Annotated in this window: 16 protein-coding genes; 10 read left to right on the plus strand and 6 right to left on the minus strand. The window is 61.2% G+C overall.

The features are described from left to right. Positions 1 to 279 precede the first annotated feature (279 nt). Positions 280 to 852 carry a histidine phosphatase family protein gene (locus DLD99_RS10950; protein WP_114882194.1) on the plus strand — a complete coding sequence of 191 codons (573 nt, stop codon included), beginning with the start codon at positions 280 to 282 and terminating at the stop codon, positions 850 to 852. Then, complete coding sequence (gene cobF, locus DLD99_RS10955) at positions 849 to 1,604, plus strand: precorrin-6A synthase (deacetylating) (RefSeq protein WP_114882195.1); 756 nt, start codon at positions 849 to 851, stop codon at positions 1,602 to 1,604. The genes DLD99_RS10950 and cobF overlap by 4 nt, the downstream gene beginning before the upstream one ends. On the opposite strand, the gene ftrA is transcribed toward cobF, so the two are convergent. Beyond that, positions 1,573 to 2,562, minus strand: a complete 990-nt coding sequence (gene ftrA, locus DLD99_RS10960; protein ID WP_114882196.1) for a transcriptional regulator FtrA — start codon at positions 2,560 to 2,562, stop codon at positions 1,573 to 1,575. The two genes, cobF and ftrA, sit on opposite strands and share 32 nt — an antisense overlap. Before the next feature lie 102 nt (positions 2,563 to 2,664). On the opposite strand from ftrA, the gene DLD99_RS10965 reads away from it, so the two are divergent. From DLD99_RS10965 to DLD99_RS10980, 4 genes are all read left to right on the plus strand, one after another. Then, positions 2,665 to 3,099, plus strand: coding sequence for a rhodanese-like domain-containing protein (locus DLD99_RS10965; protein ID WP_114882197.1), 435 nt, complete (start codon positions 2,665 to 2,667; stop codon positions 3,097 to 3,099). A 255-nt stretch (positions 3,100 to 3,354) separates the two neighbouring features. Further along, the gene (locus DLD99_RS10970; RefSeq protein WP_007956251.1) at positions 3,355 to 4,134 is read left to right on the plus strand and encodes an ABC transporter substrate-binding protein; all 780 of its coding nucleotides are present in this window, start codon (positions 3,355 to 3,357) and stop codon (positions 4,132 to 4,134) included. Positions 4,135 to 4,262: 128 nt separating this feature from the next. Next, the gene (locus tag DLD99_RS10975; protein ID WP_114882198.1) at positions 4,263 to 5,375 is read left to right on the plus strand and encodes a succinylglutamate desuccinylase/aspartoacylase family protein; all 1,113 of its coding nucleotides are present in this window, start codon (positions 4,263 to 4,265) and stop codon (positions 5,373 to 5,375) included. A gap of 67 nt (positions 5,376 to 5,442) precedes the next feature. Beyond that, on the plus strand, positions 5,443 to 6,159 hold the full coding sequence (locus DLD99_RS10980) for an alpha/beta hydrolase (protein WP_114882199.1): 717 nt from the start codon (positions 5,443 to 5,445) through the stop codon (positions 6,157 to 6,159). A gap of 3 nt (positions 6,160 to 6,162) precedes the next feature. On the opposite strand, the gene DLD99_RS10985 is transcribed toward DLD99_RS10980, so the two are convergent. Next, positions 6,163 to 6,729 carry a DcrB/PsbP domain-containing protein gene (locus DLD99_RS10985; protein ID WP_114882200.1) on the minus strand — a complete coding sequence of 189 codons (567 nt, stop codon included), beginning with the start codon at positions 6,727 to 6,729 and terminating at the stop codon, positions 6,163 to 6,165. A 196-nt stretch (positions 6,730 to 6,925) separates the two neighbouring features. On the opposite strand from DLD99_RS10985, the gene DLD99_RS10990 reads away from it, so the two are divergent. Next, positions 6,926 to 7,204, plus strand: a complete 279-nt coding sequence (locus DLD99_RS10990) for a hypothetical protein (protein ID WP_114882201.1) — start codon at positions 6,926 to 6,928, stop codon at positions 7,202 to 7,204. Positions 7,205 to 7,276: 72 nt separating this feature from the next. Here DLD99_RS10990 and DLD99_RS10995 read toward each other — a convergent pair whose 3' ends face one another. Then, positions 7,277 to 8,050 carry a hypothetical protein gene (locus DLD99_RS10995; RefSeq protein WP_114882202.1) on the minus strand — a complete coding sequence of 258 codons (774 nt, stop codon included), beginning with the start codon at positions 8,048 to 8,050 and terminating at the stop codon, positions 7,277 to 7,279. A 147-nt stretch (positions 8,051 to 8,197) separates the two neighbouring features. Here DLD99_RS10995 and DLD99_RS11000 point away from each other — a divergent pair, with 147 nt between their 5' ends. Together DLD99_RS11000 and DLD99_RS11005 are read left to right on the plus strand one after the other, a co-directional pair. Beyond that, complete coding sequence (locus DLD99_RS11000; RefSeq protein WP_114882203.1) at positions 8,198 to 8,737, plus strand: chalcone isomerase family protein; 540 nt, start codon at positions 8,198 to 8,200, stop codon at positions 8,735 to 8,737. Between the two features lie 76 nt (positions 8,738 to 8,813). Next, positions 8,814 to 10,133 (plus strand): Nramp family divalent metal transporter, encoded by a 1,320-nt coding sequence (locus DLD99_RS11005; protein WP_114882204.1) that lies wholly within the window; start codon positions 8,814 to 8,816, stop codon positions 10,131 to 10,133. On the opposite strand, the gene DLD99_RS11010 is transcribed toward DLD99_RS11005, so the two are convergent. Beyond that, a complete protein-coding gene (locus DLD99_RS11010; RefSeq protein WP_114886642.1) occupies positions 10,130 to 11,023 on the minus strand; it encodes a LysR family transcriptional regulator in 894 nt (297 codons plus the stop codon). The two genes, DLD99_RS11005 and DLD99_RS11010, sit on opposite strands and share 4 nt — an antisense overlap. A gap of 114 nt (positions 11,024 to 11,137) precedes the next feature. Between DLD99_RS11010 and DLD99_RS11015 the strand changes: the two genes are divergently transcribed. Then, positions 11,138 to 11,740, plus strand: a complete 603-nt coding sequence (locus DLD99_RS11015; RefSeq protein ID WP_114882205.1) for an NADPH-dependent F420 reductase — start codon at positions 11,138 to 11,140, stop codon at positions 11,738 to 11,740. A 106-nt stretch (positions 11,741 to 11,846) separates the two neighbouring features. On the opposite strand, the gene DLD99_RS11020 is transcribed toward DLD99_RS11015, so the two are convergent. Both DLD99_RS11020 and DLD99_RS11025 read right to left on the minus strand, forming a co-directional pair. Beyond that, positions 11,847 to 13,028 carry an acetyl-CoA C-acetyltransferase gene (locus DLD99_RS11020; RefSeq protein WP_114882206.1) on the minus strand — a complete coding sequence of 394 codons (1,182 nt, stop codon included), beginning with the start codon at positions 13,026 to 13,028 and terminating at the stop codon, positions 11,847 to 11,849. 11 nt (positions 13,029 to 13,039) lie between these two features. Beyond that, positions 13,040 to 13,705 carry a CoA transferase subunit B gene (locus DLD99_RS11025; RefSeq protein ID WP_114882207.1) on the minus strand — a complete coding sequence of 222 codons (666 nt, stop codon included), beginning with the start codon at positions 13,703 to 13,705 and terminating at the stop codon, positions 13,040 to 13,042. Between the last annotated feature and the right edge of the window lie 14 nt (positions 13,706 to 13,719).

Consider the following 13,719-nt stretch of genomic DNA (forward strand, 5'->3'; position numbering starts at 1 on the left):
TCCGTTAAAACAGTATTTATGTAACTGACGTTACATGTCTAGTGAATTTTCCGCAGCGTCCGTGCAGCCCCAAAATGGGGCGAGATGCCCGTGTAGCAAGGGCTACACGTCTGTCGATCGTTCGTGTAGTCCATTGCCCATTGTCGCGTCAGACATTGCCGCTTTGTTGAGGGTGGTCAATTGAATGGTGTTGCCCTGAACCCTCCGGTTTACGGCACAATTGCTGCCCTGTCGGCACTTCGCCGGGTGTTTTTTTACCTTCTGACTGAGTGACTCATTGTGCAAGCCACCCGTTTGACCTTGATTTGCCACGCCAGAACCGTCTCACAGAAATTGGCGCGTTTTCCTACGAACGAAGCTGTTGAAGAAAGCGCTGTAGCGTCTGACTCGCTGGCTGCTCGGTTCGGGTTACCGCGTCGTTTGATCTGCGGCCCGGAATTGCGCACGCGTCAAACTGCTCAATGGTTCGGTGATGATGCGCAGGTTGATGAGGCCTTGCGCGATTGCGATTGGGGGCGTTGGCAGGGGCAAGCGATCAAGGACCTGCAGCGCAATGAGCCCGAAGCGCTGCAAGCCTGGCTCGAAGATCCCGCCGCCGCGCCCCATGGCGGAGAGTCGGTGGCACAACTCGGTGAACGGGTGGCTGCATGGCTGGCAACCCTGCAAACCACGCCGGGTCATGTCGTGGCCGTCACGCATCCGTTCATCATTCGGGCGGCGCTGATGCAGGTCATGCAGGGCCAGGCCTTCCACAGCATCGATGTCGAGCCGTTGGCGGTGGTCGAGTTGAGTTTCTTCGGGCGCTGGCGGCTACGCTTGCCCGGAATCGATCTTGAAGGAATCCGCACATGAAGCGATTGCTGGTCATCGGCATTGGCGCCGGCAACCCCGACTACATCACGATGCAGGCGGTGAAGGCGCTCAATCAGGTCGACGTGTTTTTCCTGATGGACAAGGGCCAGAGCAAGGACAAGTTGATCGACCTGCGTCGCGAAATCTGTGAGCGCTACATCACCGATCGTACCTACCGTTTCGCCGAAGCCCACAGCCCGGAGCGCGAGCGTGGCGATGTGGACTACAACGCCAGCGTCGATGATCTGAACCGCGCCAAGCAGCAAACTTTCGAACGCCTGATCAATGACGAATTGGCCGACGGGCAGTGCGGCGGTTTTCTGGTGTGGGGCGATCCGGCGCTGTACGACAGTACGATTCGCATCCTTCAGGCGATTCTGGCCTCAGGGCGATGCGCGTTCGAATTCGACGTGATCCCCGGCATCACCAGCGTTCAGGCCCTGGCGGCGCAGCACAAGGTGCCGCTGAACACCATCGGCCACTCGATTGAAATCACCACCGGCCGACGCCTGGGGGCGGGGCAGGTGAGTGATACCGACAGTCTGGTGGTGATGCTCGATGCCGAAGATTCCTACCATCGGGTGGCGAATCAGGAAACCGAGATTTACTGGGGGGCCTACCTCGGCACGCCGGATGAGATCCTGATCAGCGGCAAGCTCAGTGATGTCGCCGATGAAATCGAGCGGGTGCGCAAGGCGGCGCGGGCCGAGCATGGCTGGATCATGGACACTTATCTGTTGCGCAAGCCTTGACCTCGCGACCAAAACGCTCGCGATACACCGATGGTGGCAACCCGACCACGCTGCGAAACGCCACGCGAAAGCTTTCCACCGAACGATAACCGCAGCGCTGGGCGATCTGCTCGGTGTTCTGCGGTGTGCTTTCCAGCAACTCCCGGGCCCGGGCCAGACGCTCGTGCTGCAGCCAGGCCTTGGGTGACTGGCCGCTGGCTTCGGTAAATTTGCGCAGGAAGGTGCGTTCGCTCATTGCCGCTTCGCTGGCCAGGTCGCGCACTTCCAGTGGTTCATGCAAGCGCTCGCGGGCCCATTGCATGACCCGCGACAAATCACTGCGCGGGGTCGGGCTGACCGGTGTCGGAATGAATTGCGCCTGACCGCCGGTGCGTTGCGGCGACATCACCAGCCGCCGCGCCACCGAGTTGGCCACCTGAGTGCCGAAGTCCCGTGCCACCAGATGCAGGCAGGCGTCGATCCCCGCCGCACTGCCGGCCGAAGTGATCAACTGGCCGGAATCGACGTAAAGCACATCCGGGTCGACATCGATGGCCGGGAAGCGCTCGGCCAACTCCGAGGTGTAGCGCCAATGGGTGGTGGCGCCATGCCCGTCGAGCAGCCCGCTGGCTGCCAAAACAAACACGCCCGAGCAGATCGACAGCAACCGGGCGCCACGCGAATGGGCATCACGCAATGCTTCAAGCAATGCCTCCGGCACCGGCGCGCTGCGGTCGCGCCAACCGGGAATGATGATGGTGCGCGCCTGCGCCAGCAGCTCCAGACCGCCATCGGCCAGCACCTGAATCCCGCCCATGGCGCGCATCGGGCCTTGATCGACCGCCGCGATACAGTGTTCGTACCACGGGAATTCGAACTCCGGCCGGGCGAGGCCGAAGATCTCCACGGCGATGCCGAACTCGAATGTGCAGAGGCCGTCATAGGCCAGAATCGCGACCAGTCCAGGTGAATCAGGCATTTGGCGGAAACTTCCCGGTGAGTGTCTTGTGCGCCACTGTAGCGGCAAGCGGCGGCCCGATAAAGTCTGTTCATCCCTTCACAGACGTAGGAGCAACACAACATGCCCAGCCTGGTTCGCGAAATTCCTGCCGCTCCGTCGGCGATTGCCCTGATGCACTTCAGCAACCGTCTGACCTTCGAAACCGATTGTTCCGACGTCTTCAACAGCCAAGAGGCCGGTGAGGTCGACTTCGTTCTGGTGGACGTGCGCGGGCCGCTGGCCTTCGAGCGCGGCCATGTGCCAGGGGCAATTAACATTCCCGGGCGTTTGCTGACGGCGGAAGGGTTGGCGGATTACTCGAAAAATACACTTTTCGTGGTGTATTGCGCGGGTCCCCACTGCAACGGCGCCAACAAGGCCGCAGTGAAACTGGCGGCGCTGGGTTATCCGGTCAAGGAGATGATCGGCGGGGTGACCGGCTGGCTCGATGAGGGCTTCGAGTTGAGTGTCGCGGCATCGCAAGCCGCGACCCATCCGATTGCCTGTGATTGCTGATATTCAGTGCGTTGCCGCCCTCGGCGGCAACTTTTAACGGCTTTGTCCTACAACCCTTGCACCGCTCTGGCGCACACTTTTCCTACGTGATGGCACTCGCCGATTTTCTGTAAGTATTTGTCGCTTAAACACAATTTGCCCCGTGCGCGCCGCCATAGACTGCCGGCCACTTCGGTTTCTTTGCGCTCCATAGCCCAAGGCCGAACCTGACAATCGAAAGCTGCCAATAAAAGCCTCCGCACACGGGAGTAATAAATGAAAAAGCTGGTTATGTTCGGTGCCCTGGCACTGTCGATGTTGTCCCTGACCGCCGTGGCCGAAGACGCCAAACCGATCCGTATCGGTATCGAAGCCGGTTACCCGCCATTCTCGATGAAAACCCCTGACGGCAAACTGGCCGGTTTCGACGTGGACATCGGTGATGCGCTGTGTGAGCAGATGAAAGTCAAATGCACCTGGGTCGAGCAAGAGTTCGACGGCCTGATCCCGGCGCTGAAAGTGAAGAAGATCGACGCGATTCTGTCCTCGATGACCATCACTGACGACCGCAAGAAAAACGTCGATTTCACCATCAAGTACTACCACACCCCGGCGCGCTTCGTGATGAAGGCAGGCTCCGGCGTGAAAGACCCGCTGGTCGAGCTCAAAGGCAAGAAAGTCGGCGTGCTGCGCGCCAGTACCCACGACCGCTACGCCACCGAAGTGCTGGTACCGGCCGGGATCGAACTGGTGCGTTACGGCTCGCAGCAGGAAGCCAACCTGGACATGGTGTCCGGTCGTATCGACGCGATGCTGGCCGACTCGGTCAACCTGAGCGACGGTTTCCTGAAAACCGACGCCGGCAAAGGCTTCGAATTCGTTGGCCCGACCTACGAAGACGCCAAATACTTCGGCGGTGGCGCCGGTATTGCCGTGCGTAAAGGAGATACCGAGCTGGCAGAGAAATTCAACACCGCCATCAACGAAATCCGCGCCAACGGCAAGTACAAGCAAGTGCAGGACAAGTACTTCGACTTTGACGTGTACGGCCATTAATACGCCGTAGAAAAAAGTGGCCCCGTTGACGCGGTGGCCACTTTTTTTTCGCCTGTGATTTATCCTGTCAGCACATTTTCAATGCAGTCGCTGTCTGGCAGCGACTACAGAATTTCCGGAGTTCCCCCATGCAACGCATCGATTATGTTCTGCCCTGGAGCCACCTGGGCAGCGAACGTTCCCTCAGCGTCTTCCGTTACGGCGCCGGCCCGCGCAAGGTCTACATCCAGGCCAGCCTGCACGCCGATGAACTGCCGGGCATGCGCACCGCGTGGGAACTGAAAAAACGCTTGGCCGAGCTGGAAAGCAACGGTCAGTTGCAAGGCGTGATTGAACTGGTGCCGGTGGCCAACCCGATCGGTCTCGATCAACACCTGCAAGGCAGTCACATGGGCCGTTTCGAACTGGCGAGCGGCAAGAACTTCAACCGCGCCTTCGTCGAACTCAGTACCCCGGTAGCGGCACGCATCGGCGACCAGCTTGGCAGCAATGCCGAGGCCAACATCGCGTTGATCCGCCAGACCATGGGCCTGGTACTCGACGAACTGCCGGCCCCGGCTTCGCAACTGGAAGCGCTGCATCGCCTGTTGCTGCGCCATGCCTGTGAGGCCGATATCACACTGGACCTGCACTGCGATTTCGACGCGGCGATTCACATTTATGCGCTGCCGCAACACTGGCCGCAGTGGCAATCCCTGGCCGCGCGCCTGAAGGCTGGCGTGGCGTTGTTGTGCGAAGACTCCGGCGGCAGTTCGTTCGACGAGTCGTGCTCCACGCCGTGGTTGCGTCTGGCGCGGCTGTTCCCGGCGGCGGCGATCCCGCCGGCCAACCTCGCCACCACCCTGGAGCTGGGCAGCATGGGCGATACCCGGGTCGATCAGGCCCAGGCCAATTGCGAAGCGATTCTGGGGTTCCTCGCCGAGCAGGGCTTCATCAGCGGCGAATGGCCGAAAGCGCCAGACGAATGCTGTGAAGGCATGCCGTTCGAAGGCACCGAATATCTGTTTGCCCCACACCACGGCGTGGTGAGCTTTCTGCGCGAAGCCGGTGAATGGGTCGAGCGCGGTGATGCGTTGTTCGAAGTGGTCGATCCGTTGCAGGACCGCGTGACCACCGTACGCGCCGGCACCAGCGGCGTGCTTTTTGCCATCGACCGTGGACGTTACACCCAGCCGGGCATCTGGCAGGCGAAAGTGGCGGGGCGCGAGCCGATTCGGGCGGGCAAGCTGATCAACGACTGATGACCCCATCTTCCGGACCACAGTGTTAGGCTCTGCCCCGAACCCTGCACTGTGTGAAGGAAAGCTTATGTTGAAGGTGTTTGCTCTGTTGACCCTGCTGGCGTCCAGCGCCGTCCATGCTCAAACCTCGCTGCAAACCGATCTGCCGCTCAACTACCTGGCCCAGGTTCACCCGGATGCCGAACAGCGTCCGCTGGTGGTGTTCCTGCACGGCTACGGCAGTAACGAAGCCGACCTGATCGGCATGAAATTTCAGCTGCCCAAGCAGTACAACTACCTGTCGGTGCAGGCGCCGATGGCGTTGGGGGAAGGGCGTTTCCAGTGGTTTCGCAAGAAGGGTGACGGTGCCTACAACGGCGAGACCGATGATCTGAAGGATGCCAGCCAGAAGCTGCGGGCCTTTATCGCTGCGGCGGCGCAGAAATATCACGCGCAACCGGACAAGGTGTACCTGATCGGTTTCAGTCAGGGCGCGATGATGACCTACGAGGTTGGCTTGCGGCAGCCGGCGGCGGTCGGTGGCATCGCCGCATTGAGCGGGCGGGTGTTGCCGGTGCTCAAGGGTGAGCTGAAGTCAGCGCAACAGCATCCGCCGTTGGCGATCTTCATCGGCCATGGCACGGCGGATGACCGCGTGCCTTACAGTGGCGCCACGGCCGCCAAAGATCTGTTGGAAAAGCTGGAATACAAACCGCAATTTCATGCCTATCCCGGCGTCGGCCACAGCATCAGCGCGGCCGAGCTTCGGGATTTGAACGACTGGTTGCAGCAACTCAATCCCTGAGCATCACTTTTCCTTGAGGATGGTTTTCACCAGGGCATCGTGACCGCTCTTGTCGCTGGCCCGGGAAATCACCTGGACCAGCGCCATGTGCGTGCCGGAGCCTGCGATCAGCGTGGTGTTGAGGGTCTGGCCACCGCCTTGGGTCGCGGTGCTGTCCACCTGGCGCAGGCCGAGGCCGTTGCCTTTCTGGGTCAGGCTTTTCTCGCTGAGTTTGTTGAAGTCCGGCAGGGCCTTGCGCTGGGCGTCGATGAAGTCGGACACGGTGCCGTCGAGGAACGCGCTGTCGTTATCCTTGACGTTGTTGCTTTCGGGAATCTGGTTTTCGGCGGTGATGACCACCGTCTTGGTCGCGTCGTTGGTGAACATCGTGCCCTTGGCACCGGTCGGGCCGGCCGGCAGCGGGTCGCCGACAAAGCCTTTGGGCAGGACAAAACTGAACTTGCCGTCGAGCATCGAGACTTTCTCGGTGACAGCCTTCTCTTTGGCCTTGGCTGCCTGAGCATTCAGGGCGCCGAAACCGGCCGCCGCCGCCAGCAACAGGACGACGGCTTTCTTGCTAAGCAATGACATTCGAATCTCCGAGGGATGGTCGCGCTTGGGCGGCGATCATCCCATGGTGGCGTTGGTGGACTCCAGTGCGGATTGTCAGGGCGGGCAGGAACCGTTCGTCGGGACTGTCATTTCTGTCAGGTGTGTCGATGGGTTTCGTTCAGGGAAACTAAATGCACCCCTGTCAGACACCGACAGGCATCCAGGAGATACAAGCATGGCTAACGATGAGAAAGTGATCACTGCAAATGGCGCTATGACCCTGATGATCGAGGGGCATACCAATAGCTACGGTAAGGTAGTGGCCTATTACAAGAAAGCTGGCGAATGGATTGAACTGGGCCGGGGAGATGTTGAAGCATGGGAGCCTCGGCCGCCTCATCCGTACAAGATATTGGTACAGAATCCCTCTAAGGATGTTCATGAGATTGTGGTTTGCAGTGACAAGGTAGGGCCTCCACCTCAGGAAACGCAATCACCTACGCTTTATGTGTGACGGATACGGATGCGCCCGGGGGCACTGGGCGCTTTTTTGTCGATTTCTCTAATCGAATTTCGCGTATGAGTTTTACGCAGAGGCTCGGGAAGCGCGTTTCCCCATGACCAGTCGCTTTGTTACGAGCAACATCGCCATGGATACCAATATCCCCACCCCGAATCCCCACCATTCGATCAGCGGTATTGTCAACGCCAACACCAGACAAAACGCCGAAAACGAATACATCCCCGTCGCCGTCGCTCGCAACAACGCAGCGGTGAACGCCGGCCCCCGCGTTTGCTGGGAAAACACCGCCATCACGCTGCCCAGCACCGGGAACACCGCGAGCAATCCGCTCCAACGCTCGCCGACCGTGCTGGCCAGCATCGTCACCACCAGCGTCAACGCCGCACCGGCAATCATCCGCCAGATCAGTTTGTCCGATTTCGGCGCCGGGCCACCGACCACCGGTTGCACCTTGGGAAACAGGTACGGCGCGGCGAGTAGGGCGGTGGCAGCGGCGGCGATGGAGAAGGGCAACGACGCCGGAATCAGCGACAGAATCAGCGCCAGCACGGCCCAGACCGATAAAGAAACTACCAATGCCAGCGGCCAGTTCGCCCGCTGCGCCACCTGCGCGTAGGTGACGCAAAACGCGATCATCGCAAACATGGCCGACAGCGCCGCGACCGCCGATTGCGCGGCAAACGCCGGCCCTTGCTCGATGGCGAGGAAAAACAGTATCGGCCCGACCACCACCGGCAACCCCGACAGCCACCCGGCGACGCTGGGGCCCCAGCGCTTGCCGGCCAGGGAAATCAGCAGCAGGAAACCGGGAATCAGCAGCAGTTTGAGGATCAGCACGCAAGTGTCTCCATCGGATCAATGAGGGCCACGTTAGCATTGTCGTCAATGGATTGCCGCAAATGCATGCAATAAATGTATACAAAGTGTCGGGCGTGATCGCCGACTATGCTCTGACTATCAGGGTTTACCGGAGTCGATGCCGCGATGAGCAGAACACCGAAGGTGTTACGTGGATGCTGCGGAATCGGCTTGTGGGCGCTGCTGCTGACGCCGACCTGGGCCAGTTGGCAGGATGCGGTGCCCGGCGCGCAGATCATCGGCACCGGGGATTTTAGCGTGTTCGGTTTCGACATTTATAACGCTCGGCTGTGGAGTGCCGCGCGTCCGTTGGCCGACGGTCAGCCCTTCGCTCTGGAATTGATCTACCGGCGCAATGTGTCGCGCGAAGATCTGGTGAAGGCCAGTGTCGACGAGATCAAACGCCTGGCCGGTTCTTCCATCAGCCCGGCGCAATTGGCGGTGTGGCAAGCGCAGATGCAGCAATCGTTTGTCGATGTGCAGGCCGGCACGCGGATTACCGGGGTGTATCTGCCGGGGCAGGGGGCGCGGTTCTTTGTCGGCCAGCAGTTGCAGCACGAGATCGACGACCCGCTGTTCGCCCGGGCATTTTTCAACATCTGGCTGGATCCGCGCACGCGCAATCCCGAACTGCGCCAGCAATTGCTGGGTACTGCCAAACCCTGAGCGCAGCACATCCGCGCTTGGGCGCTTCGACTGAAACGTCTAAGCTGCGTCTTTCGACTTGTTTCTGGATGTGTGCGTGAAATTCAGCTTGCCCAAAATCGCCACCGCGCCGTTCTGCCCGCCGGAAGTGGCCGGCAGCGTCCCGGTTGATCCGAATGCCTCGTTCTTCAAACGCGTGCTGCGTTTTGCCGGCCCGGGTTTGCTGGTGTCGATTGGCTACATGGACCCGGGCAACTGGGCCACCGCCATCGAGGCCGGTTCGCGTTTCGGTTACAGCCTGTTGTTCGTGGTGTTGCTGGCGAGTCTGGCGGGCATGGTCGTGCAATGCCTGTGTTCGCGATTGGGCATTGCTACCGGGCGCGATCTGGCGCAGTTGTCCCGCGAACGCTACAGCACCCCGACGGCGCGGTTGCAATGGGTGCTGGCGGAAATATCGATCATCGCCACCGACCTTGCGGAAGTGCTCGGCTGCGCACTGGCGTTTCACCTGTTGCTGGGCTGCTCGCTGACCTTCGGCATCGCTCTGACCGCATTCGATACGTTGCTGGTGCTGGCTCTGCAAAACCGTGGTTTCCGCCGGCTGGAAGCGATCATGCTGGTACTGGTGGGCACCATCGGCGTGTGCTTCTTCGTCGAGTTATTGCTGATCAAACCGTACTGGCCGGACGTCGCCCAAGGCTTCAAACCGTCACTGTCGGCGATCAGCGATGCGGCGCCGTTGTACTTGGCCATCGGCATCCTTGGTGCGACGGTGATGCCGCACAACTTGTACCTGCACACCTCGATCGTACAAACACGGCTGATCGGCCAGGACCTGGCGAGCAAACAGGACGCGGTGAACCTGGCGCGCATCGACACCATCGGCTCGCTGGCACTGGCGTTGCTGGTCAACGCGGCGATCCTGACTCTCGCGGCGGCAGCGTTCCATCAGACCGGACATTCCGACGTGGTCGACATCCAGGACGCCTATCACTTGCTCGATCCGCTGGTGGGCGGCGCGCTGGCCAGTGTGCTGTTCGGCGTGGCGCTGCTGGCGTCGGGGCAGAGTTCGACGTTCACCGGCACCATCGCCGGACAAGTGATCATGGAAGGTTATCTGAACCTGCGAATTCCCTGCTGGCAGCGGCGCCTGATCACCCGAGGGCTGGCGTTGATCCCGGCGTTCATCGGCGTGTGGCTGATGGGCGACGGTGCGGTGGGCAAGTTGCTGGTGCTGAGTCAGGTGGTGTTGAGCCTGCAATTGCCGTTTGCGCTGTATCCGCTGATTCGGATGACCAACGACAAACAACTGATGGGGCCGTTTGTGAACCGGTTGCCGACCCGGGTTCTGGCGTGGGGGTTGTTTGTGGTGATCAGTGGGGCGAATGCCTGGCTGATTCTGCAACTGGCCGCTTAACGGCCGAAGGCATCCGCCACAAAGTCAATGAACACCCGGGTCTTGGCCGGCATCAAGGTACGGCTCGGGTAATACAGCGATATCGCCCCGGCATCGCACTGCCAGTCGGGCAACAGCCGCACCAGTTCACCACGCTCGATCTGCACGCTGACATCGGGTAACACCAGCATTGTCACGCCGAGGCCCAGCAGCGCAGCCTTGCGCATGGCCATCGGGTCGTTGAGCACAATATTCGGATTGAGCAGGGCGCTGGCCTGTTCGCCGGCGTCGTTGTGCATCTGCCATTGGCGGATGCGCCCGGTGCGCAGGCCGCGCATTACGATGCCCTGGTGGTCGGCGAGGTCTGTCGGATGCCGGGGCAGGGTACGTCCGGCCAGATAGGCCGGTGAGGCCACTGCCAGTATTTCAGCGGATGCCAGTCGCCGGGAAACCACACCGGGCGTCAGCTCGAACCCGCCGCCAATCGCCACGTCGTAACCTTCGGCGATCAAGTCCACCTGACGATTTTCGAAGTGCCATTCCGGGCGGATCAACGGATAGCGCGCCAGAAACTCCGGCAGCAGCGGCAGCATGTGATCGATGCCGAACGTCGGCGGCAGGCTGATCTTGAGCACACCCGCCGGCTCGCCGCGCTCGGTTGCCACCGTCGCAATCGCGGCCTGCAAGGCATCAAGGTTGCCGCCGATGCTCGCCAGAAAACCTTCACCGGCCTCGGTCAGCGACAGCTTGCGGGTCGAGCGCTGAAACAGCCGCACGCCGAGGTTGCGTTCAAGAATCGCCACGTTGCGGCTGACCGCTGCCGGGGTCAGCGCCAGCAACCGTGCGGCGGCGGAGAAGCTGCCGGTTTCGGCGCTGCGGACGAAGGATTCGAGATTGGCGAGGGTTTCCATGGTTTCTACCTGATAGCGATGCTTGAAGATCATTCAGGGCATTACCGGCTAATCAAGTTGGAATGGCAAGCGCAAGATTCGTTTCGAGTCTTACCAAACCTTCTGGAGAACACCATGAGCACTATCGGAATCATCGGCGCTGGCGCCATCGGTTCAGCGTTTGCCAAAGCCTTGTCGCGTCAGGGCATCCCGTTGGTCATCGCCAACAGTCGCGGGCCGGAGACCTTGGCCGGACTGGTGGCAGAACTCGGCCCGACCGCCCGCGCCGTTACCCGTGAAGAAGCCGCCGCCCAGGACATCGTACTGGTCGCGGTGAACTGGTCGAAACTGCCGACGGCGCTGGCCGGGCTGCCGGACTTCGGCGGTCGGATCGTCATCGACGCCAACAACTCGATTGAAGCGCCGTCGTTCAAACCGGTGGACTTGCAGGGGCGGCCGTCCAGCGAAGTGTTTGCCGAATGGGTGCCGGGTGCACGGGTGGTCAAGGCGTTCAACCATTTGCTGGCGCGTTTGCTGGAAGCTGACCCGGCGTCGGAGGGTGGCAAGCGTGTGCTGTTCCTGTCCGGGGATGACGCGCAGGCCAAGGCTGAAGTCGGCGCACTGATCGATCAGCTCGGCTTCTTCGGGATCGACTTGGGCGAGTTGAGTGTGGGGGCGCGACTGGTGCAGTTCCCGGGCGGGCCGTTGCCGGTACTGAATCTGGTGAAGTTCGACTGACACTCAGGCAAAAAAATACCCGGTGCGACGTGAGTCGTACCGGGTTTGTTGCCAACGGGCAGTGGATGTCGTGGATCCGCCGCCCGCTGTTGAACCTCTTTTGCGTTTAAGCGCGTTCCAACGCCAGGGCCACGCCTTGGCCGCCGCCGATGCACAGGGTCGCCAGACCCTTTTTCGCATCACGCTTGATCATTTCGTGCAGCAGGGTCACCAGCACGCGGCAGCCCGACGCACCGATCGGGTGACCGAGGGCGATGGCGCCGCCGTTGACGTTGACCTTGTCCAGATCCCATTGCAGATCCTTGGCCACCGCCAGGGATTGCGCAGCGAAGGCTTCGTTGGCTTCGATCAGGTCAAGCTGGCCGATGCTCCAGCCGGCCTTGTCCAGGCAGCGGCGAGTGGCGGACACCGGGCCGATGCCCATGATCGCCGGGTCGACGCCGGCGTTGGCGTAGGCGGCGATTTTCGCCAGTACCGGCAGGCCCAGGGCCTTGGCTTTTTCGGCGCTCATCAGAATGACCGCGGCGGCTCCGTCGTTCAGCGACGAAGCGTTGCCGGCGGTGACGCTGCCGTCCTTCTTGAACGCCGGACGCAGTTTGGCCAGGGATTCAGCAGTGGTGTCGCCCCGTGGCTGCTCGTCGACCTTGAACGCCACCGGATCGCCTTTTCGCTGCGGGATCAGGATCGGGGTGATTTCATCGACAAAACGAGCGGCCTCGATGGCGGCAGCGGCTTTCTGTTGCGAAGCGGCAGCGAAGGCGTCCTGCTGCTCGCGGCTGATCTCGTACTTCTCGACCAGATTCTCGGCTGTGATGCCCATGTGGTAGTCGTTGAACGCATCCCACAGGCCATCGCTGATCATGGTGTCGACGATTTGTGCGTGACCCATGCGCAGACCGGTGCGCGCGCCCGGCATGACGTAGTTGGCCAGGCTCATGTTTTCCTGGCCGCCGGCGATGATCACGTCCGCGTCGCCGCAACGGATCGCCTGCGCGCCGAGGTGCAGGGCCTTGAGACCCGAGCCGCAGACTTTGTTCAGGGTCATGGCGGGTACGGCGTGGGGCAGGCCGGCCTTGATCGCCGACTGGCGCGCCGGGTTCTGGCCGGCGCCGGCGGTCAGCACCTGGCCCATGATCACTTCATCGACCTGAGCACCGTCCAGACCGGTCTGCTCAAGCAACTGGCGGATGACCGCTGCGCCCAGATCCACGGCGGAGACGGTAGCCAGCGAACCCTGGAAACTGCCGATCGCGGTACGCGTGGCGGCAACAATGACGACGTCTTGCATTTTCGAATTCCTCACTCGGCAGCGAACTGCATTTCCGGCACGTGATCCGGGACGACAAGTTTACCAGCGGTTTTGGCGACGATTTCCTCGACGCTGACGCCAGGTGCGCGTTCCTTGAGGACAAAAGCGCCATTTTCGATTTCCAGGTACGCAAGGTCAGTCAGCACACGCTTGATGCAACCGGCGCCGGTCAGCGGCAGGCTGCACTGGCTCAGCAGTTTGGACTCACCGTCCTTGGACGCGTGGGTCATGATGACGATGATGTTGTCGGCACCGGCCACCAGGTCCATCGCGCCGCCCATGCCCTTGACCAGTTTGCCGGGGATCATCCACGAGGCGATGTTGCCTTGCACGTCCACTTCGAAGGCGCCCAGCACGGTCAGGTCGACGTGACCGCCGCGGATCATGGCGAAGGATTCGGCCGAGGAAAAAATCGAAGCGCCGATACGCGCGGTCACGGTCTGTTTGCCAGCGTTGATCATGTCGGCGTCGATGGTGTCTTCAGTCGGAAACGGGCCCATGCCGAGCAGGCCGTTTTCCGATTGCAGCATGACTTCCATGCCTTCGGGGATGTAGTTGGCGACCAGGGTCGGGATGCCGATGCCGAGGTTTACGTAGTAGCCGTCCTGCATTTCGCGGGCGACGCGTTGAGCCATTTGTTCGCGGGAAAGTGCCATGTTCTTGTTCTCCG

This window comes from Pseudomonas kribbensis, assembly GCF_003352185.1.
In the GTDB taxonomy this organism is placed as follows: domain Bacteria; phylum Pseudomonadota; class Gammaproteobacteria; order Pseudomonadales; family Pseudomonadaceae; genus Aquipseudomonas; species Aquipseudomonas kribbensis.